The sequence below is a fragment of the Pseudomonas sp. AK106 genome (assembly GCF_053903055.1).
Genome location: NZ_CP096426.1, coordinates 2,756,607 through 2,777,227 on the forward strand (window position 1 = coordinate 2,756,607; position 20,621 = coordinate 2,777,227).

The window sequence follows — 20,621 nt, forward strand, 5'->3', positions numbered from 1 at the left end:
GCCCCTTCGCCCGGCACTTTTTAACCCATCATCGAGCGAATGATCTTCCCCAGTGTCTCCATCGCCTGCTCGGGCGCTTCACCCCACGGGCTGCCGTAGTTCAGGCGGATGAAGGGCTGGAAGCGCCGCGTTGGCGAAAACATCGGGCCGGGGGCGATGCTGATGCCCTGAGCGAGGGCGGCCTGGAACACTTTCAGCGAATCGATCTGTTCCGGCAGCTCCACCCACAGGAAGTACCCGCCGGTGGGCTGGCTGACGCGGGTCTGCGCGGGGAAATACCGGGCGATGGCGCCGAGCATGGCACGCTGCTGATCTTCCAGGCTGTGGCGCAACTTGCGCAGGTGCCGGTCGTAGCCGCCGTGTTGCAGGTAATCAGCAATGGCCGCCTGGGCCGGCATCGAGGCGCACAGCGAGGTCATGATCTTCAGCCGCTCGACCTTCTGCGCATAACGCCCGGCAGCGACCCAGCCCACCCGATACCCGGGCGCCAGGCTCTTGGCGAACGAGCCGCAATGCAAGACCAGGCCTTCGGTGTCGAACGCCTTCGCCGGTTTCGGCGCGTGCTGGCCGTAATACAGCTCGGCGTACACGTCATCCTCGATCAGCGGCACCTCATGCTTGCGCAGCAGCTGCACCAGCTCCCGTTTGCGCGCCTCAGGCACCGTCGCGCCGGTGGGGTTCTGGAAGCTGGTCATGCTCCAGCAGGCCTTGATTGGGTAACGCTCGAGCGCCTGCTCAAGCACCGCCAGGTCAATACCCTGTTGCGGGTGCACCGGGATTTCCACCGCCTTGAGCTTCAGCCGTTCGAGCACCTGCAGGCAGGCGTAGAACGCCGGTGCCTCGATGGCCACCAGATCACCGGGCTCGGTCACCGCTTGCAGGCATAGGTTCAGGGCTTCAAGGGCGCCGTTGGTGATCAGCAGCTCGTCCATGGGCAGCATCTGCCCGGCGACCATGTAACGCAGGGCGATCTGCCGGCGCAGGGCTGGATTGCCGGGCGAGAGGTCGCTGACGACCATGCGCGGGTCCATGTCGCGGGTGGCACTGGCGAGGGAGCGGGCCAGGCGCTGCAACGGGAACAGCGCGGCGCTGGGGAAGGCGGAGCCGAATGGCACGGTGTTCGGGTCCTTGATCGATTCCAGCACCGAGAACACCAGTTCGCTGACGTCGACTTCGGTGGATTCGCTCAGCTGTGGCGCGGGGCGCGCATCCTGCTCGATGGCGTTGTCACTCAGGCCTTGCAGGCGAATGCTGTCGTTGACGAAGTAGCCGGAGCGCGGCCGCGCCCGGATCAGGCCTCGACGTTCCAGCAAGTAGTAGGCCTGGAACACCGTCGACGGACTGATGCCGTGGGTTTGGCTGGCGTAGCGCACCGACGGCACACGCTGCCCCGCAGCAAGCACCCCGGTGCGGATCAGCTCGGCAATGTCATCGGCAAACTTTTCATAACGCTTCATGGCGGGGCTCGTGCTGAGGGGCGTCTGGGACGCAGCCGCCAGTGGGTGGCCGGCGGGAAGGGCGGGTGACCCGGTGCAGGCGGAATATGCGCGTCGTCTGCGAATTAGTACAGATGCAGATATGCACCCGAGAACCGGATCAGGGGTGAGGGTCGTCGGGCTCCTCCCGCACTCTCGGCCCCTGCTGCGGTCCATACGGCACTGACGCTGAATGAGGGGAATGCACTGATGAATGCCTGGTGGGAAGAAGTGGTGGAAACACTGCAGGCCGAGTTCTCTGACATCACCGATGCCGGGCAGATCACCCGCGTGACCATACGCCTGGTGATTGCGGCGCTGCTGGGCGGGATTCTGGGCTTCGAGCGGGAACACAAAGGCAAGGCGGCCGGGGTTCGAACTCACATGCTGGTGTGCATGGGCGCTGCGCTGTTTGTGCTGGTGCCGCGTATGGCCGGTGCCGACGACGCTGCACTCAGCCGGGTGGTGCAGGGCATTGTGGCGGGGATCGGCTTTCTCGGCGCCGGGACCATCCTCAAGGGCGATGCGCTCAACGCGACGCAAGTGAAGGGCCTGACTACGGCAGCCGGTCTGTGGATGACGGCGGCGATCGGTATCGCGGCGGGAATGGGCAGGGAGATGACGGCGGTGCTGAGTACTGTGCTTGCGTTGGGCATTTTCAGTCTGATGCCGCGAATTGTGAGGCGCTTTGAATCGCCGGAAGAGCGCGCCAGGGACCCGGCTCGCAGCACAGGTGGGGAAGCGCAGGAGCCGTGAGCCTGGGGTCATTCGGCAACATCGGTGGTGGGGCTGCTGACGCGTTCCCGGCTGAAGCCGGTCCTACGGAAAACATGCGCAGTCGGTGCTACGGAAAACATGCGCAGCCGGTCCTACGGAAAACACGCGCAGTAGGACCGGCTTCAGCCGGGAAGAGGCCAGTCGGCGCACCCTCAAAATCGCAGCTGGCCCGCTAAAAGCTTCCCGGCTAAAGCCGGTCCCACAAAACGTGTTGCGTCAGCAGGGACCGGCTTCTCCGGAGAGGGCATTCAATCACTCAGGGAACTTCTCATCCAGAATCGCCGGCGGCTCGCTGCTCGGCGGGTCACCGGCCGGCGGTTCGATCACCGGGGGCATAAGCGGGGAAGGCGGCTCTTCCGGCTTGGGCACCGGCAGCTCGGGGTCATCGATGTTCGGATCGGGCGTTTCTGCGGGAACGGGAATGCTCATGGTGTTACCTTCCTTTGGTTATCGAGGCATGCGTGAGGTTATCGAGGCAAGCGTGTCGAGCGGCTGTTCATCAACGCCGCAGCACTCCCAGGTTACGACCGCTCCCCGTTGCCAATGATTCACTGCAACCGTTGCGCTGCTGCCTTCCCGGTGCTGAGCAAAACCAGTCCGCGTGCCGTGCGCTGAGTTGATCAACCGTCACGCAAGCTCTTTGAACTTTTGCCCGAGGCTGGCGTTCGGAACCTATGCTGCCACGTCCGGATGCGTTGATCCCGTGGCTCTCTCTTATGTTATGGACAAAGACGCTGAAGCAATGGGCGCCCCACAGCGGGCGTCCCTGGGCGTGAGGAGTGATGCTCGATGAATGATACTGCTGATCAGCCGTACGGCCCGGATTCCCTGGCCAACGATGTTCTCCACTCTATCCACCCTATCCCCCTGACCCAAGCCTTGCAGCTTCCGCGGATCGTGATCGAGGACACCCAACCGGTGATCGATAACGGTCAGCTGGCTGCCAAGGCCGTTGTCGGTCAGCCGGTCACGGTCACCAGCAAAATCTACGCGGACGGCCACGACAAGATGGCCGTACGTATCGTCTACCGGGCCGCTGACGATGAACAATGGCAGTCCGTGCCCATGCGCGAGCTGGGCAACGACAGCTGGATTGGCGAATTCACCCCGCCGACCTTCACCCGCTATATCTACCGCCTCGAAGCCTGGATCGATCAGTTCGGCAGCTACCGCTACGAGCTGGAAAAGAAGTACGCCGCCGGCGTGACGATCGACCTGGAGCTGGAAGAAGGGCGCCTGCACCTGGTGCACGCCGCCGAGCGCAGCACCCTGGAATTGCGCGGTCAGCTCGACAGCCTGATCAAGCGCCTGGGCGAGGCCACCGAAAACGAGGCCAAGGTCGCACTGCTGCTGAACAGCGAAACTGCCGCCGTCATGGCCAAGGCGGACAACCACGCGTTCCTCAGTCGGAGCCTGGAATTCCCGCTGGACGTCGAGCGTGAGCTGGCCCAGTTCGCCAGCTGGTACGAGCTGTTTCCGCGTTCGATCACCGATGACAAAAAGCGCCATGGCACCTTCAAGGACGTTCACACGCGCCTGCCGATGATCCGCGACATGGGCTTCGACGTGCTGTACTTCCCGCCGATCCACCCGATCGGCCGCGCGCACCGCAAAGGCCCGAACAACTCCCTCACCGCAGGCCCGGATGATGTGGGCAGCCCTTACGCCATCGGCAGCGCTGAAGGCGGGCATGACGCCATTCACCCGCAACTGGGCACCCGTGAAGACTTCCGCGAGCTGGTCGCCGCCGCAGCTGAGCATGGCCTTGAAATCGCCCTCGATTTCGCCATCCAGTGCTCCCAGGATCACCTGTGGCTCAAGGAGCACCCGGGCTGGTTCTCCTGGCGTCCGGACGGCACCATCCGCTATGCGGAAAACCCGCCGAAGAAATACCAGGACATCGTCAACGTCGATTTCTATGCGCCGGACGCCATTCCAGGCCTGTGGACCGAGTTGCGTGACGTGATCCTCGGCTGGGTCAAAGAGGGCGTGAAGATCTTCCGCGTCGACAACCCGCACACCAAACCGCTGCCGTTCTGGCAGTGGATGATTGCCGACGTGCGCAGCCAGCACCCGGAAGTCATGTTCCTCGCCGAAGCCTTCACCAAGCCGGCGATGATGGCGCGCCTGGGCAAGGTCGGTTATTCCCAGAGCTACACCTATTTCACCTGGCGCAATAACAAGGCCGAACTGAGCGAGTATTTCACCCAGCTCAACGAGTCGCCGTGGCGTGAATGCTACCGGCCGAACTTCTTCGTCAACACGCCGGACATCAATCCGCCGTTCCTGCACGATTCAGGGCGCCCCGGTTTCCTGATCCGCGCGGCGCTGGCGACCATGGGTTCGGGCCTGTGGGGCATGTACTCGGGCTTCGAACTGTGTGAATCGGCGCCGGTACCGGGCAAAGAGGAATACCTGGATTCCGAGAAGTACGAGATCCGTCCCCGGGACTTCACCGCGCCTGGCAACATCATTGCCGAGATCGCCCAGCTCAACCGCATCCGTCGCCAGAACCCGGCGCTGCAGACGCACTTGGGCCTGAAGATCTACACCGCGTACAACGACAACATCCTGTACTTCGGCAAGCGCACGGCGGATGGCAGCAACTTCATTCTGGTGGCCGTGAACCTTGACCCGCGCAACGCGCAGGAAGCGCATTTCGAACTGCCGCTGTGGGAAATGGGCCTGTCGGATGACGCCGCGACGTTGGGGGAAGATTTGATGACCGGGCATTCCTGGACCTGGTACGGCAAGACCCAGTTCATGCGTCTGGACCCGTCTTACCAGCCGTTCGGCATCTGGCGCATCAAAGCCACAAACCAATAATTCAAAGGATGTGGTCATGGCAAAGAAACCCCGCAACGCTGCCTTTATCGAAGACCCGCTCTGGTACAAGGATGCGGTGATTTACCAGGTCCACGTTAAGTCGTTTTTCGATTCCAACGACGATGGCATCGGTGACTTCCCGGGGCTGATTGCCAAGCTCGATTACATTGCCGAGCTGGGCGTCAACACCATCTGGCTGCTGCCGTTCTACCCGTCGCCCCGCCGCGACGATGGCTATGACATCTCCGAATACCGGGGTGTGCACAGCGACTACGGCACCATGGCCGATGCCAAGAAATTCATCGCCGAGGCGCACAACCGCGGCCTGCGGGTGATCACCGAACTGGTCATCAACCACACCTCGGACCAGCACGCGTGGTTCCAGCGCGCGCGGCATGCCAAGAAAGGCTCCAAGGCCCGGGATTTCTACGTCTGGTCCGATGACCCGCAGAAATACGACGGCACCCGGATCATCTTTCTCGATACCGAGAAGTCCAACTGGACCTGGGACCCGGTCGCCGAGCAGTACTTCTGGCACCGTTTCTATTCCCACCAGCCGGACTTGAACTTCGACAATCCGCAGGTGATGAAGGCGGTCATCGAGGTCATGCGCTACTGGCTGGACATGGGCATCGACGGCCTGCGCCTGGACGCAATTCCGTATCTGATCGAGCGCGACGGCACCAACAACGAGAACCTGCCGGAGACCCACCAGGTCCTCAAGCAGATTCGCGCTGAAATCGATGCCAACTACCCCGATCGCATGCTGCTGGCCGAAGCAAACCAGTGGCCTGAAGACACCCAGCTGTATTTCGGAGATCGCAAGGGCAAGGACGGCGACGAATGCCACATGGCGTTTCACTTTCCGCTGATGCCGCGCATGTACATGGCGGTGGCCCAGGAAGACCGTTTTCCGATTACCGACATCCTGCGCCAGACCCCGGAAATCCCGGAAAACTGCCAGTGGGCGATCTTCCTGCGTAACCACGATGAACTGACGCTGGAGATGGTCACCGACCGCGAGCGTGATTACCTGTGGAATTACTACGCTTCGGACCGTCGCGCGCGGATCAACCTGGGCATCCGTCGTCGCCTGGCGCCGTTGCTGGAACGTGACCGCCGCCGCGTTGAACTGCTCAACAGCATGCTGCTGTCCATGCCCGGCACGCCGACCCTGTATTACGGCGACGAAATCGGCATGGGCGACAACATTTACCTCGGCGACCGCGACGGTGTGCGCACGCCGATGCAGTGGTCGATCGACCGCAACGGCGGCTTTTCCCGCGCCAACCCGGCGAGCCTGGTGCTGCCGCCGATCATGGACCCGCTGTACGGTTATCAGTCGGTCAACGTCGAGGCGCAGGACCATGACCCGCACTCGTTGCTTAACTGGACCCGCCGCATGCTTGCCGTGCGTCGTCAGCAGAAAGCCTTCGGCCGCGGCACCCTGAAGATGCTCTCGCCGAGCAACCGCCGCATCTTGGCCTACACCCGCGAGTACACCGGCCCGGACGGCAAGACTGAAATCATCCTGTGTGTCGCCAACGTTTCGGCCGCCTCCCAGGCCGCCGAGCTGGAACTGGCCCCGTACGCCGGGACCGTTCCGGTCGAGATGCTTGGCGGCAGCGCCTTTCCACCTATTGGCCAGCTCAATTACCTGCTGACGTTGCCTCCCTATGGCTTCTACTGGTTCTTGCTGGCCGCGGAGAATCAAATGCCCAGTTGGCACGTTGAACCGGCCCAGAGCATGCCGGACTTCCCGACCCTGGTGCTCAAGCAGCGCCTGGAAGAACTGCTCGAAGAACCCCTGCGCCAGACCATGGAGCAGCAGTCACTGTCGGTCTATCTGCCGAAACGCCGCTGGTTCGCTGGCAAAGGTACGGCCATCGACAACATCCACATCGCCTACGCCGTGCGCTTCGGCACCACGGTGCGTCCGGTGTTGCTGAGCGAAATCGAAGTCACTTCCGGCGGCGAAACGGTGCGCTACCAGTTGCCGTTCGGCCTGTTGCCGGAAGACGACATCAGCAGCGCCTTGCCGCAACAGCTGGCCCTGTCCCGCGTACGTCGCGGCCGTCAGGTCGGTTTGATTACCGATGCCTTCACCCTTGAGCCGTTCATTCGCAGCGTCATCCGCGGCATGCAGGAAAACACCGTGCTGGCGACGCCGGATGGCGAGCTGCAATTCCAGAGCACCTCGCAACTGGCACCGCTGGGCCTGAATGAAGACGCAGAAGTGCGTTACCTCTCGGCCGAGCAGTCCAACAGCTCGGTGGTGGTCGGCAAGAAGCTGGTGCTGAAAATGATTCGCCGTGTCGCGGCCGGTACTCACCCTGAGCTGGAAATGGGCGCGTACCTCACCGAAGCCGGTTACCCGCACATCTCGCCGCTGTTGGGTGCGGTGGTGCGCGTGGACGGGCAGGGCGAGAAGAACCTGCTGATGATCGCCCAAGGTTACCTGAGCAATCAGGGCGATGCGTGGGAATGGACGCAGAACAACCTCGAACGCGCGGTGCGTGATCACATGGCCCATGGGCAATCGGCGCTGGAGCAGCAAGCCAACGCGCTGATCGAGCTGAAAGACTTCGCCGGCTTGCTGGGTCAGCGTCTGGGCGAGATGCACGTGATCCTCGGTGCGCCGACGGACAACCCCGACTTCAAGACCGAAGTGACCAGCGTCAAGGACAGCGAGGCCTCGGCGAAGAGCGTTTCGGCGCAGATCGAGCGTGCCTTGCAGCTGCTTGAACAGCACCGTGACTCTCTGGAAGCCCAGGATCAGCAGCTCATCACCGAACTGCTGGGCAAGCGCAAAGCGCTGCTGGCTCAGGTCAAAACCCTGGCGAAGCAGTCGGTCGGCGGGTTGAGAATGCGTGTCCATGGCGACCTGCACCTCGGCCAGATGCTGGTGGTGAAGGGCGATGCTTACCTGATCGACTTCGAAGGCGAGCCGGCGCGCCCCCTGCAGGAGCGTCGGGCCAAATACAGCCCGTTCAAAGATGTCAGCGGCGTGCTGCGTTCGTTCGACTACGCTGCGGCGATGGCCATGCGCAACGCGCAGAGTGCCGACACCTCGGTGCAGGCCGACACCGCCCGCCAGCAAGTGGCCGAGACGTATTTGCTGCAGGCGCGGGAAGCCTTCCTGGAGGGCTACCGCAAGGCCACCGTCGAGGTGGGTCACGACTGGAAAGATGCCAAAGGTGAGGCGGCCGCGCTGGCGCTGTTCACCCTGGAAAAAGCCGCTTATGAAGTGGCCTACGAGGCCGAGAATCGGCCGACTTGGTTGTCGGTTCCGCTTCAAGGCTTGCGCGGGCTTCTAGACCTGTCTGATGGAGAATGAAAATGAGTGCCTCTGACCAATTCGGTAATGGCAACCACGCAGCATTGCCAAGCGCCGTTGACATGGACGCGTTGATCCGTGCGGAGCACCGCGACCCGTTTTCGATGCTGGGCCCCCACAGCGATGGCGCTGAAGGCCAGGTGATCCGCGCCTATCTGCCCAATGCGCTGGCGGTGCGCGTGCTCGCTCGCGATGGCGAACGTGACCTTGGCGAACTGAGCATGACCGACAAGCCGGGCTTCTTTGCCGGGCACTTTGCGGTGCGTGAACCCTATCTGCTCAAAATTTCCTGGGCAACCGGTGAGCAAATCACCGAAGACCCGTATAGCTTCGGCGAGCAGCTGGGCGAGATGGATTTGTACCTGTTCGCCGAGGGTAACCACCGTGACCTGAGCAGCGCGCTGGGCGCACAGGTGAAGAACGTCGACGGCTTGGACGGTGTGCGTTTCTCGGTGTGGGCACCGAACGCCCGCCGCGTCTCGGTGGTGGGTGACTTCAATAGCTGGGATGGCCGTCGTCATCCGATGCGCCTGCGTCACCCGACCGGGGTGTGGGAAATCTTCATTCCGCGCATTGGCCCGGGCGAGGCCTATAAGTACGAGATCCTCGGCCAGCACGGCGTCTTGCCGCTGAAAGCCGACCCGATGGCCCTGGCGACCCAGCTGCCGCCGGCCACGGCGTCGAAAGTCGCTGCGCCGCTCGCCTTCGAATGGCAGGACAGCGACTGGATGCAGTCGCGGGGCGAGAAGCATGACATCCACCAGCCACTGTCGATCTACGAGCTGCACGCAGGGTCGTGGAAGTGGCACCACGGTGGCGATGATGAGCCCGATCGCCCTTACAACTGGCGCGAGCTGGCCGAGCATCTGATTCCTTACATCAAGGAAACGGGCTTCACCCACATCGAACTGATGCCGATCATGGAACACCCCTTCGGCGGGTCGTGGGGCTATCAGGTGTTGTCGCAATTCGCCCCAAGTGCGCGTTACGGCAAACCGGAGGATTTCGCCGCATTCGTTGACGCGTGCCACCGCAACGACATCGGCGTGATTCTTGACTGGGTGCCTGCGCACTTCCCGACCGATGCACACGGTCTGGCCCAATTCGACGGCACTGCGCTGTACGAATACGCCAACCCCCATGAAGGCTTCCATCAGGACTGGAACACGCTGATCTACAACCTGGGTCGCACCGAAGTCCACGGTTTCATGATCGCGTCCGGGCTGCACTGGCTGAAGAACTTCCACGTCGATGCGTTGCGCGTGGATGCGGTGGCGTCGATGCTGTATCGCGACTATTCCCGCAACGCCGGGGAGTGGGTGCCGAACCGTTACGGCGGCCGCGAGAACCTGGAAGCCATCGACTTCTTGCGTCACCTCAATGACGTGGTCGCGATCGAAGCGCCAGGGGCGCTGGTCATCGCCGAGGAATCCACCTCGTGGCCTGGCGTTTCCCAGCCGACCCAACAGGGCGGGCTGGGTTTCTCCTACAAGTGGAACATGGGCTGGATGCACGACACGCTCAAGTACGTCGAGCAGGACCCGATCAATCGCCAGCATTACCATGATCGTCTGAGCTTCGGTCTGGTCTATGCCTGGTCCGAGCGTTTCGTGCTCCCGATTTCCCACGACGAAGTGGTCCACGGCAAGCATTCGCTGATCGACAAGATGCCCGGCGACCGCTGGCAGAAATTCGCCAACCTGCGCGCGTACCTGTCGTTCATGTGGACCCACCCGGGCAAGAAGCTGCTGTTCATGGGCTGCGAGTTCGGCCAGTGGCGCGAGTGGAACCACGACACCGAGCTGGACTGGCATTTCCTGCAGTACGCCGAGCACAAGGGTGTGCACACGCTGGTCAGCGACCTCAACCGTTTGTATCGGACCGAAAAGGCACTGTACGAGCAAGACTGCCAGCCCCAGGGTTTCCAGTGGGTCATCGGTGACGATGCCGGCAACAGCGTCTATGCCTACCTGCGCTGGAGCAAGGAGGGCGAGCCGTTGCTGGTGGTCGCCAACCTGACGCCTGTGCCGCGTGAGGCCTATCGCGTCGGTGTTCCGTTCAGCGGCAAGTGGGCCGAGCTGTTCAACAGCGACGCGGGGATCTATGCCGGTTCCAACTTCGGCAACGGCGGCGGCGTGCGCACCGACGAGATCAAGAGTCATGGCCAGGCGTTCTCGCTGTCCCTGAACCTGCCGCCGTTGGGTGTGGTGATCCTCAAGCCGACCGTGGAGCAGCTGCACCACGAGGTCTGATACCTCCTGCTCTGGCGTTGTGCGCGCGTAGCCGCGGTGCACTCGCCGAGTAGTCTCTCAGCGGAAAACCTGTGGGAGCGAGCTTGCTCGCGAATAGCTTTCCATCAGTCGACATCGTCGCCTGATGAAGCATTCGCCAGCGGACCCGCTCCCACAGTTGTATCAGTCACTTCGACAAGCGTTGTGGGACCTTTCCCGGACGAATGTCATCCCTCCCCAGTGAACCTGACCTCTTTTCAACGGTCTGTTGACCACTGCGCGCGCAGTACGCCCGGGTCACGGCCTTCGGCGTCCGGCTGAATTTCGCCCGCGCCAGATGCCTTTTCCAGCCGTTGCAGCGCGTTGTTCGTCGCTGTCCGATCAGGCGTGATTCCCTTGCATGCGGCCCGCCCATCGGCCTTCTTTTCAATTTGTCGAAGATTATCCATGCCTATTTCTGCCTCCGATGCCTCCCTTCGCTTTACCCCCGTGTCGGGCGTTCGACGCCGTTTGCTCAACGCCGGCCTGCTGACTACCGTCTTAACCGCGAGCTGTGCCAGCCCCTTCGCACTGGCCGAAACCACGAGCAAGGATCGCTGGGTCAGCGATACCCTCAGCACCTACGTGCGCAGCGGCCCCACCGATGGCTACCGCATCGTCGGCACGCTGAAATCCGGCCAGAAGGTCGAGCTGATCAACACCCAGGGCGATTACAGCCAAGTGCGTGGCAGCGCCGGCGACAACGTGTGGATTCCCACCGCTGACCTGCAGGAAGTGCCCGGTCAGGCCGAGCGCTTGCCGCAATTGACCCAGAAGGCCGCTGACCTCAGCGCGCAACTCAAGACCATCGACGATGACTGGAAGACCAAGGTTCAGGGCATGCAGGAAACCCTGGAATCGCGCAAGAAGCTGGTCGACGAGCTCGAAGCCCGGACCAAGGACCTGAACGCGCAGTTGGCCAGCGCCCAGTCGGATTTGCGCACCACCCAGGCAAAGCTGGGTGACGAGAACAATCAGGTGCTGATGCGCTACATGGTGTACGGCGGCAGCATTGCCGGCGCCGGCTTGCTGCTGGGCCTGATCCTGCCGTCCCTGACCAAGGGCCGCAAGCGCAACGATCGCTGGTTCTGAAGCAAACCCAGTTCTGCCGTCCGCCTAAACACGGACCGAGCCCGGCATTCTCCATGCCGGGTTTTTAACCCTCACTGGCAACTTTCCCCCCATGCGCTAGTTTAGTGCGGGGCGCCTTCTGCCCGCCGCTGTTCCTCCCTCACAAGAAAAAGAGAAACCGCCCATGAAGTTCGAACCCTTTGCCCAGCCTCTCGTTGCGACGGCGCTTATCCTTGGTCTGTCCTGCGCTCACGCCGCCTCCGTGGCCCCGGCCGCCGCTGAAAACGGCATGGTCGTTACCGCCCAGCACCTGGCGACCCATGTCGGTGTCGACGTGCTCAAGTCCGGTGGCAATGCAGTGGATGCGGCCGTTGCCGTGGGCTACGCGCTGGCCGTGGTCTATCCGGCCGCCGGCAACTTGGGCGGCGGTGGTTTCATGACGATCCAGCTGGCAGACGGGCGGAAGACCTTCCTCGACTTCCGCGAAAAAGCGCCCCTGGCGGCCACCGCCAACATGTACCTGGACAAGGACGGCAACGTCGTGCCGGACCTGAGTGCCAAGGGGCACCTGGCCGTCGGCGTGCCCGGCACGGTGTCCGGGATGGAAATGGCGCTCAGCAAATACGGCACCCAAAAACGCGCCGAAGTCATTGCGCCGGCGATCAAACTCGCTGAAAGCGGTTTCGTCCTGGAGCAAGGCGATGTCGACCTGCTCGGCACCGCCACCGACGAGTTCAAGGCAGATGCGAAGGACCTGGGCACGATCTTTCTGAACAAGGGCCAGCCGCTGCAAGTGGGTGACACCCTGGTGCAGAAAGACCTGGCCAAAACCCTCAAGGAAATCTCCGCCAAAGGCCGCGACGGCTTCTACAAAGGCTGGGTGGCCAAGGCGATCGTCGATTCGAGCCAGGCAGGGAAGGGCATCATCACCCAGGCGGATCTTGACAAATACGCAACCCGAGAGCTGGCGCCGATCGAGTGTGATTACCGCGGCTACCACGTGGTCTCGGCGCCGCCGCCGAGTTCCGGCGGGGTAGTGATTTGCGAGATCATGAACATCCTCGAAGGCTACCCGATGCAGGAACTGGGCTATCACTCCGCCCAGGGGCTGCATTACCAGATCGAGGCCATGCGTCACGCCTACGTCGACCGCAACAGCTACCTGGGCGATCCGGATTTCGTCAAAAACCCGATCAGCCATCTGCTCGACCGCGACTACGCGGCCAAGCTGCGCGCCGCCATCGAACCGCAGAAAGCCGGGATCTCCCAGAATATCAAACCCGGCGTCGCGCCCCACGAAGGCAACAACACCACGCACTATTCCATCGTCGACAAATGGGGCAACGCCGTATCCGTCACCTACACCCTCAACGACTGGTTCGGCGCTGGCGTGATGGCGAGCAGCACCGGCGTGATCCTCAACGACGAGATGGACGACTTCACCTCCAAGGTCGGCGTGCCGAACATGTACGGCCTGATTCAGGGCGAAGCCAACGCCATCGCACCGGGCAAGTCGCCGTTGTCATCGATGAGTCCGACCATCGTCACCAAGGACGGCAAGACGGTAATGGTCGTCGGCACGCCTGGCGGTAGCCGCATCATCACCGCGACCTTGCTGACCATGCTCAACGTTATCGACTACGGCATGAATATTCAGGAAGCGGTCGATGCGCCACGCTTCCACCAGCAGTGGATGCCGGAAACCACCAACCTGGAAGCCTTCGCCGTCAGCCCTGACACACGGAAGATCCTGGAAAGCTGGGGTCACACGTTTGCCGGTCCCCAGGACGCCAACCACCTGGCCGCGATCCTCGTTGGCGCACCTTCGCTGGGCGGCAAGCCGGTGGGCAATAACCGGTTTTACGGGGCCAACGATCCGCGTCGTAGCACGGGGTTGTCCTTGGGCTATTGATTCACCAGGGAGCGGACTTCATCGGACGGGGCAGGGTGCTCTTGTCCGGTGACGGGAGGGTTTAGCGCATCCCAAGCCAGCCCCTGCGCGTGATTCAGGTTGCGCACAGGGCGCTCTGAAGTGTTATGTTATAACCCGGTTTTCAGGTCGATCACGGGCCTGTCGGTTATCGCGCTTCGAGAGTCCACCGCGTATGCAAACCCTGTCTGTCCCTCTGCAATCTCCCGCCACGCCCATCGCCCATCCCGGCCGCCTGCAATCGATCGATGCCCTGCGTGGGCTGATCATCATCTTCATGCTGCTGGATCACGTGCGCGAGACCTTCTTTCTGCACCATCAGGTCAGCGACCCGATGGATGTCGCTCACACCAGCGTTGACCTGTTCATCAGCCGCACCCTCGCGCATTTCTGCGCGCCGCTGTTCGTGTTTCTGACGGGGCTTTCCGCCTGGCTGTACGGCGAACGGCATGCGGGCAAGGGCGCGGTGGCGGGCTTTCTGTTCAAGCGCGGGCTGGTGCTGATCGCGCTGGAACTGACGCTGGTGAATTTCGCCTGGACGTTCCAGTTTCCGCCGACGGTGATCTATTTACAGGTCATCTGGGCGATTGGCCTGAGCATGATCGCGCTGTCAGCGATGGTCGCATTGCCGCGCGGCGTATTGGCGGCGCTGGGGCTGGCAATCATCGCCGGGCACAACCTGCTGGACAGCGTGCATTTTGCCACGGGCTCGGCTTTGCACATCCCGTGGGCGATTCTCCATGACCGCGGCTGGATCGAGGTCGGCGACAGTTTGCGCCTGCGCACCTCGTACCCGCTGCTGCCGTGGATCGGCGTGATCGCCGTGGGTTACGCCGCCGGGCCGTGGTTTGGGCGAGGCGCGAATGGGGAAAAGCGCGAGATCAACCTGATTGCCTGGGGTTTTGGCGCGTTGACGCTGTTTCTCGCGTTGCGCGGCATCAACGGCTATGGCGAGAAGCCGTGGGTGGAGGGTGACACCACCACGCAGACGCTGATGAGCGTCCTCAACGTCACCAAGTACCCGCCGTCGTTGCTGTTTATCAGTCTGACCCTGGGCGTCGGCTTGCTGGTGCTGGCCTGGCTTGAGCGTCAACAGGGGCGGGCATGGCTGCGACCGCTGGTGACCTTTGGCGCGGCGCCGATGTTTTTCTACCTGCTCCACTTGTACGTGCTGAAGCTGCTGTATGTCGGCGCGGTGGCGATCTGGGGCACCACCCAAGGCCAGTACTTCGGCTTCACCTCGGTACTGGGCCTGTGGGGTTGCGCTGCGGTGCTGACCGTTGTGCTATGGCCGGCGGTCAGCTGGTTCGCGGCGCTCAAGGCGCGACGTCGGGACATCGCCTGGCTGAAGTATTTCTGAGCAAGGCCATGTAGGACCGGCTTTAGCCGGGAAGGCGTCAGGCGTCGCGCAGGCTGCGTTCCATGCGCGCCAGGCCTTCTTCCAGCATCGCTCGCGGGCAGCCGAAGTTCAGGCGCACGAACTGGCCGCAGTCGTCGCCGAATTCCAGCCCGTCGCTGAGCGCGACTTTGGCGTGTTCGAGGAAGAACTGCTGTGGATTTTTTAGTCCCAGGCCCGAGCAATCCAGCCACGCCAGATACGTGCTATGGGGCAAATGCATCGTGATCCCCGGAAAACGGGTGTTGATCGCCTCGGCGAGGTAATCACGGTTGTCCTGCAGATACGCCACTACCTGTGCCAGCCACGAGCCGCCCTCGCGATAGGCCACTTCAGTCGCCTCCAGGCCCAGGGCGTTCACGCTGTCGACCAGCCCCAGCCGCCCGGCATTGAAACGCTGGCGAAGTTCGGCGTTCTGCACCACGGCGAACGCGGTTTTCAGACCGGCAATGTTCCACGCTTTGCTCGCCGACATCAGCGTCACGCTGCGCGCCGCGATCTCCGGGCTCAGGGAAGCGATCGGCGTGTGCTGACGGCCGTCGAACAGCAGGTCGGCGTGGATTTCATCGGAAATGATCAGCGCATCCCGTCGTACGCAGGCTTCGCCGATGGCGAGCAGTTCGTCGCGTTCGAAGACCTTGCCCAGCGGGTTGTGCGGATTGCTCAGCAACAGCGCGCCATGGTCAGGCAGGGCGCGTTCCAGCGCCGCAATGTCGGTGGGGTATTCGCCCTGGGCGTTGGCACGGAAGGGCAGATCGATGCGCGGCAGCTTCCAGTTGGCCGGCGCGTGCAGAAGCGGCGAGTAGTTGGGCGTCTGCACCAGCACCGCGCTGGCCGGCGAGACCAGCGCGTGGAGCGCCATGTTCACGCCGGGCTCGACCCCGGGCAGAAACACCAGGTCCTGCGCGTCGATCTCCCAGCCGTAACGCTCGGCGAGATGCTTGACCAGGGTCTCACGCAGCGCCTGCTGGGGCACGGAATAGCCCAGCAGCGGATGCTCCAGACGGCTCTTCAGCGCCTGCACAATGGGCGCGGCCACCGGGAAATCCATGTCCGCCACCCACATCGGCAGCACGTCTTCAGGGTACTGGCTCCACTTTTTGCTGCCGGTGTTCAAGCGCTGAAAAACGTTATTCAGATCCATGTGCTGGCCTGTCCTGCTCGAAAAAAAGAGGGGATTGTGCCAGAGATTGGCGGGGGGGCTTGCTGTCGATTTACGGATTGTAGGATTAGTCCGTAAATGCCGCTGGAACCGTCTCCTTCGTGTCTCGCCCTCTGGAGTCACACTTTGAAATGCCTCATCTTCGCCGGCCTCAGCCCTCTCTCATGGACGAGTTGATCAGATCTTTACGCGCTGCTCAGGGGGGATTTTTCCTGCCAGGGACGCTCATTCATGCTCACCGTGTTGCCGCCTTTCTTCGACCACAGTCGCCATAAGCTTGTTGTTCATCGTCTGCCCATTGAACTCGATGTTCTTGCCTTCGAGGGCGAGGAACAGCTGAGTCAGCCGTTTCGTTACCGGGTGGAATTCACTTCCGCTGAGCCGGACATCGGCGCTGAGCGGATGCTGGGGCAGGATGCGCAGTTCAGTCTGCATGCTGCGGCGCATACGGTGCCGATGGCGATTCGTGGTTTGCCGGTGCCTCCGGTTAAACTGTTGCGAACTTTGCATGGGGTTGTGACGGGGTTTAAACGGCTCTCTGGTTCGGCTGACGAGGCGCGTTATGAAGTGACGCTTGAGCCGCGCCTTGCGTTGCTGAGGCGTGGGCGGCAGTTCCGGATTTATCAGCATCAATCGGTGCCGCAGATTGTCGAGAGCATTCTGCGTACTCGCCATGACTTTGAGGGGCAGGATTTTCTGTTCACGCTGGTGCGGGAATATCCCAAGCGCGAGCAGGTGATGCAGTACGGCGAGAGCGATCTGGCGTTTATTTCACGCTTATTAGCCGAGGTGGGGATCTGGTTCCGCTTCACTAACGATGAGCGATTGGGGATTGCGGTCGTTGAGTTTCATGATGACCAGCGGCATTACGTTCGGCCGCGTGTGAGCTTGCCGTTTCGGCCGCGGTCGGGGTTGGGCAGCAGTGGTCAGGACGGGGTTTGGGGGCTGCAGGTCAGTCATGAGGTGGTGGAGAAGAACGTACACTTTCGGGCTTATCACCATCGGGATGCGAACGCATGGCTCGATGGGGATGTTGATCAGACGCGTGGGGATTCCACCACTTACGGTGAGGCGTATCACTATGCCGAGCCGTATCGCGTATTGGGCGACAAGCTGGATCAGGATGAGGATCTGCTGGGTGAAAGCGGGTTTTTCTATGGGCGGTTGCGGCATGAGCGGTATCTGAATAATCAGACTCGCTTAAGTGGCGTGAGCAGCAGCGCTACGTTGGGATTGGCGGAGGTGCTGGCGATTTCCGGTGGTGCGCCGCAGGCATTTGAGCCGGGTGCTGTGATCACGCGATTGCATTTGCGTGCAGCGCGGGATCGCAGTTTCGAGCTGAGCTTCGAGGCGATTCCTTATTCTGAGAGCGTTTGCTTTCGGCCGCCGTTGCTGGCCAAGCCTAAGATAGCCGGCACTGTTCCGGCCCGTGTCACCAGCTCGCTGGCCAACGATCCATACAGCCACATTGACCGCGAAGGCCGTTACAAGGTCAGCTTTCTGTTTGACCGCGACAGCTGGAAGCTGGGTCAAGAAAGCCTTTGGCTGAGGCTGGCCCGCCCCTATGCCGGGGATACCCACGGCCTGCACTTGCCGCTGATCTGCGGGACCGAAGTGGCGATTGCCTTTGAGCAAGGCGACCCTGATCGGCCTTACATCGCCCATGCCCTGCACGACAGTCGCCATCCCGACCATGTGACGCTGCTGCGCAGCGATTACAAACGCAATGTCCTGCGCACGCCAGCCAATAACAAGCTGCGCATGGAAGATGATCGCGGCAACGAGCACATCAAACTCAGCACCGAACACAGCGGCAAGAGCCAGCTAAACCTTGGGCATCTGGTCGACAACGAGAAGGATAAGCGCGGCGAAGGGTTCGAGTTGCGAACGGACCGTTGGGGCGCGATTCGGGCGGGGCGCGGGCTGTTTATCGGTGCGGATGAACAGACCAAAGCCCACGGTCAGCAGCTCGACATGGACGCGGCGATCGACCAGCTTGAAACCGCGCTTTCCTTGGCCCGCACCATGGCCCAGGCCGCGCGAAGTGCGGGTGCTATCGCCGCAGACACCCGCAGCCACTCGCAACTAAACGACGCGCTGACTCACCTCAGCGAGCCCGGGCTTCTGCTGCACGCACCGGCCGGCATCGGCATGGTCAGCCCCGAAGCGATCTGCGTTTCCTCCGGTCGCGAAAGCGTCGCCATCACCTCATCACGCTCAACCGACCTCAGCGCCGGACGCAACATCACCGGCACCGCCGAAGGTGCGATCAGCCTGTGTGCCGTCACCAAGGGTCTGCAAGTAAAAGCGGTTCAGGGCGACGTCAAGCTTCACGCCCAAAGTGCCGCACTGCACGCGCTCGCCCAAGACGACATCAAGATTGAAAGCCTGGCCGGCCGGATCGAAATCAGCGCGCCGAAGGAACTCGTCCTCAGTTGCGGCGGCGCATTCATCCGTATCAAGGATGGCGAGATCGAGCTGGGCGCGCCGGGGAATATCTATCACCGTGCCGTTTACGTGCTAAAGGGCGGTGCCACCACGCTGACCACCCCGGTGACGCCAATACCTTATGGCTATGGGGCGGGGTACACCCTGGTCGACGCGCAACAGGCCGCTGCCCGTTTCGTCCGTTACCGGATCACCACGCAGAACGGCGAAGTGTTCAACGGCGTGACCGACAAGGACGGCAAGACCATGCCCGTCCACACGATTTTGCCTGGAAACATCGCGATCGACTTTCCTCAGCCTGAAGAATGGCTGACACCGCGTCCCACGCCTGAGCTTGAGGAGGAAGAAGAGGAAGAGGAAACCACCGAAGGCATCACCCTGCGCATCGGGCTGTTCTTTGACGGGACCGGTAATAACCAGAGCAATGCGGCGGCGACTGAACGGTGCCGACGGCAGGACTTGGACAGCTTTAGCGCTGAAGAGCTTGAGAGCATTGCAGCGACGTGCAAGCAGTATGGGTTTGGGGAGTTTGACGGGAGTGCGTTTAACAGCGCGCCGAACAACAGTTACGGGAATGCGCCGAGCAATGTGGCGTATTTGTATGACTTGTATCCGGATAACAGCACCACGCCGCTTAATAAAGACCAAAAGATCGCCTACCTATCCGTCTACATGGAAGGCATCGGCACACGTAGTGGCGGCAAAGATGACAGACTGATCGGCCAAGGACTCGGGCAGGGTGAAACTGGGGTGGTGGCGCGGGTGAGACAAGCACCCGACTCAATCAGGCAGCGCCTGCGTGCATTCATTACCAAAAATCCTAGTGTGGCGATAAGCAAAGTCGAATTTGACGTCTTTGGTTTCAGCCGTGGAGCTGCTGCTGCACGACATTGCGCAAACGAAGTCCTTAAACCCGGACGCGGGATATTCAGCGAGATGTTCGCAAGGGGGAGGGGCGGTCTGCTGAAAAGCTTTGATAACGCCGCTGATGTTTGCATCAATCTGATTGGCCTGTTCGATACGGTTGCGGCCATCTCAGACCCTCTAAATGGGGACTTCAGTCCTGGCAACGACCTGAATCAGGGCGTCAATCTCTATCTGCCACCCGACTGCGCGCGGCAGGTCATTCACCTTCAAGCGCTCGACGAGTACCGCGCCGACTTTTCTCTTAATAACGTCCACCACACGCACCTCCAAATCGGACTGCCGGGCGCGCATTCGGATGTCGGCGGGGGCTATCTCCCACGAGCACGAGAAAAGTTGTGGATGACGCAGCCCTGCAAGGCCAGCGTTCCGTCGGGTCAAAGAGTTGAGTCCCATGCCGGTTGGGCCCGTGCGGAGGCGGACGCCAAGGTATTGCGCGAATCAGGCGTGGCTCGCGATGGCTACGTTGCGGTGAAAGCCTGGCCTGCAGCAACTAACTCTCGCGGCAAAGCTGCGTCGGCCATGGAGTACTACTGGATAACCGTACTGCTCGAACGCCCTGTACATGGCGAACTGAGCTTGATTGCACTGCGTGTTATGCGTGAACTGGGGATACGTCACGGCGTTCCCTTCAAGGGTCTGGAAGCGCGGCCTGAACTCGCAGTGCCAGAGGAGCTTATGCCTATCGCTAAGCGAATCTTGCAGCAGGTAATGACGGACCGGCTCGTACGCCTGGAACCTGCGCAAGAGGCATTGCTACGATCGCGTTACATCCACATATCAGCGCACTGGACCCCTGAAGGTCCCTTCTTACTTAGCAAACCGGCACCGCTGAATCGTAGGAACGTGCACCTCAATCGTCCGCAAGAAGGTTATCCCGAATGAGGCGCTTGGCGTATGCACTGGGATTGCTAATCAGCCTGAGTGCCTGTGCAGCGAACTCTCCACTTCCAGCGAGGCCCGAGCTGCCGTATCCGGCGTGGTACGTAGGGTTGGCAGCGCCCC

Annotated in this window: 12 protein-coding genes and 1 pseudogene; 9 read left to right on the forward strand and 4 right to left on the reverse strand. The window is 61.8% G+C overall.

Annotated features, from left to right (window positions below; all coding sequences use genetic code 11):
• Positions 1–20: 20 nt before the first annotated feature.
• Positions 21–1,457 carry a GntR family transcriptional regulator MpaR gene (mapR, locus tag M1E04_RS12355; RefSeq protein ID WP_192131748.1) on the reverse strand — a complete coding sequence of 479 codons (1,437 nt, stop codon included), beginning with the start codon at positions 1,455–1,457 and terminating at the stop codon, positions 21–23.
• Positions 1,458–1,685: 228 nt separating this feature from the next.
• Here mapR and M1E04_RS12360 point away from each other — a divergent pair, with 228 nt between their 5' ends.
• On the forward strand, positions 1,686–2,231 hold the full coding sequence (locus M1E04_RS12360) for an MgtC/SapB family protein (protein WP_065990617.1): 546 nt from the start codon (positions 1,686–1,688) through the stop codon (positions 2,229–2,231).
• Between the two features lie 273 nt (positions 2,232–2,504).
• On the opposite strand, the gene M1E04_RS12365 is transcribed toward M1E04_RS12360, so the two are convergent.
• Positions 2,505–2,681 carry a hypothetical protein gene (locus tag M1E04_RS12365; protein WP_167355807.1) on the reverse strand — a complete coding sequence of 59 codons (177 nt, stop codon included), beginning with the start codon at positions 2,679–2,681 and terminating at the stop codon, positions 2,505–2,507.
• 360 nt (positions 2,682–3,041) lie between these two features.
• On the opposite strand from M1E04_RS12365, the gene M1E04_RS12370 reads away from it, so the two are divergent.
• Genes M1E04_RS12370 through glgB form a run of 3 tightly spaced genes read left to right on the forward strand, consistent with a single transcriptional unit; the run spans position 3,042 to position 10,667 of the window.
• Complete coding sequence (locus M1E04_RS12370) at positions 3,042–5,078, forward strand: alpha-1,4-glucan--maltose-1-phosphate maltosyltransferase (protein ID WP_192131746.1); 2,037 nt, start codon at positions 3,042–3,044, stop codon at positions 5,076–5,078.
• 16 nt (positions 5,079–5,094) lie between these two features.
• On the forward strand, positions 5,095–8,415 hold the full coding sequence (treS, locus tag M1E04_RS12375) for a maltose alpha-D-glucosyltransferase (protein ID WP_192131744.1): 3,321 nt from the start codon (positions 5,095–5,097) through the stop codon (positions 8,413–8,415).
• A 2-nt stretch (positions 8,416–8,417) separates the two neighbouring features.
• Positions 8,418–10,667 (forward strand): 1,4-alpha-glucan branching protein GlgB, encoded by a 2,250-nt coding sequence (gene glgB, locus M1E04_RS12380; protein ID WP_456293096.1) that lies wholly within the window; start codon positions 8,418–8,420, stop codon positions 10,665–10,667.
• Positions 10,668–10,903: 236 nt separating this feature from the next.
• Here the strand turns inward: glgB and M1E04_RS12385 are convergent, their stop codons facing one another.
• On the reverse strand, positions 10,904–11,095 hold the full coding sequence (locus M1E04_RS12385; protein WP_065990625.1) for a hypothetical protein: 192 nt from the start codon (positions 11,093–11,095) through the stop codon (positions 10,904–10,906).
• Here M1E04_RS12385 and M1E04_RS12390 point away from each other — a divergent pair.
• The 3 genes from M1E04_RS12390 to M1E04_RS12400 all read left to right on the forward strand — a co-directional run bounded on the left by M1E04_RS12390 (position 11,094) and on the right by M1E04_RS12400 (position 15,046).
• The gene (locus tag M1E04_RS12390; RefSeq protein ID WP_065990627.1) at positions 11,094–11,777 is read left to right on the forward strand and encodes a TIGR04211 family SH3 domain-containing protein; all 684 of its coding nucleotides are present in this window, start codon (positions 11,094–11,096) and stop codon (positions 11,775–11,777) included. The two genes, M1E04_RS12385 and M1E04_RS12390, sit on opposite strands and share 2 nt — an antisense overlap.
• Before the next feature lie 163 nt (positions 11,778–11,940).
• The gene (gene ggt, locus M1E04_RS12395; RefSeq protein ID WP_456293097.1) at positions 11,941–13,668 is read left to right on the forward strand and encodes a gamma-glutamyltransferase; all 1,728 of its coding nucleotides are present in this window, start codon (positions 11,941–11,943) and stop codon (positions 13,666–13,668) included.
• A gap of 193 nt (positions 13,669–13,861) precedes the next feature.
• Entirely contained in the window at positions 13,862–15,046 is a 1,185-nt protein-coding gene (locus M1E04_RS12400; protein ID WP_456293098.1) for a DUF1624 domain-containing protein, read from the forward strand.
• 37 nt (positions 15,047–15,083) lie between these two features.
• Here M1E04_RS12400 and M1E04_RS12405 read toward each other — a convergent pair whose 3' ends face one another.
• A complete protein-coding gene (locus M1E04_RS12405) occupies positions 15,084–16,226 on the reverse strand; it encodes a MalY/PatB family protein (RefSeq protein WP_456293099.1) in 1,143 nt (380 codons plus the stop codon).
• Positions 16,227–16,475: 249 nt separating this feature from the next.
• Between M1E04_RS12405 and M1E04_RS12410 the strand changes: the two are divergent.
• Positions 16,476–18,791, forward strand: a pseudogene (locus tag M1E04_RS12410) (type VI secretion system Vgr family protein); the annotation flags it as partial.
• 837 nt (positions 18,792–19,628) lie between these two features.
• On the forward strand, positions 19,629–20,501 hold the full coding sequence (locus tag M1E04_RS12415; RefSeq protein WP_456293188.1) for a phospholipase effector Tle1 domain-containing protein: 873 nt from the start codon (positions 19,629–19,631) through the stop codon (positions 20,499–20,501).
• Positions 20,502–20,621: the final 120 nt, after the last annotated feature.

Excerpts from the sequence above, each read along its gene's own strand:
- treS (WP_192131744.1), top strand. The coding sequence starts at position 5,095 with ATGGCAAAGAAACCCCGCAACGCTGCCTTTATCGAAGACCCGCTCTGG.
- M1E04_RS12415 (WP_456293188.1), top strand. The coding sequence starts at position 19,629 with ATGTTCGCAAGGGGGAGGGGCGGTCTGCTGAAAAGCTTTGATAACGCC.
- M1E04_RS12385 (WP_065990625.1), bottom strand. The coding sequence starts at position 11,095 with ATGGATAATCTTCGACAAATTGAAAAGAAGGCCGATGGGCGGGCCGCA.
- M1E04_RS12405 (WP_456293099.1), bottom strand. The coding sequence starts at position 16,226 with ATGGATCTGAATAACGTTTTTCAGCGCTTGAACACCGGCAGCAAAAAG.
- M1E04_RS12365 (WP_167355807.1), bottom strand. The coding sequence starts at position 2,681 with ATGAGCATTCCCGTTCCCGCAGAAACGCCCGATCCGAACATCGATGAC.
- M1E04_RS12370 (WP_192131746.1), top strand. The coding sequence starts at position 3,042 with ATGAATGATACTGCTGATCAGCCGTACGGCCCGGATTCCCTGGCCAAC.
- glgB (WP_456293096.1), top strand. The coding sequence starts at position 8,418 with ATGAGTGCCTCTGACCAATTCGGTAATGGCAACCACGCAGCATTGCCA.
- mapR (WP_192131748.1), bottom strand. The coding sequence starts at position 1,457 with ATGAAGCGTTATGAAAAGTTTGCCGATGACATTGCCGAGCTGATCCGC.
- M1E04_RS12390 (WP_065990627.1), top strand. The coding sequence starts at position 11,094 with ATGCCTATTTCTGCCTCCGATGCCTCCCTTCGCTTTACCCCCGTGTCG.
- M1E04_RS12360 (WP_065990617.1), top strand. The coding sequence starts at position 1,686 with ATGAATGCCTGGTGGGAAGAAGTGGTGGAAACACTGCAGGCCGAGTTC.
- M1E04_RS12400 (WP_456293098.1), top strand. The coding sequence starts at position 13,862 with ATGCAAACCCTGTCTGTCCCTCTGCAATCTCCCGCCACGCCCATCGCC.
- ggt (WP_456293097.1), top strand. The coding sequence starts at position 11,941 with ATGAAGTTCGAACCCTTTGCCCAGCCTCTCGTTGCGACGGCGCTTATC.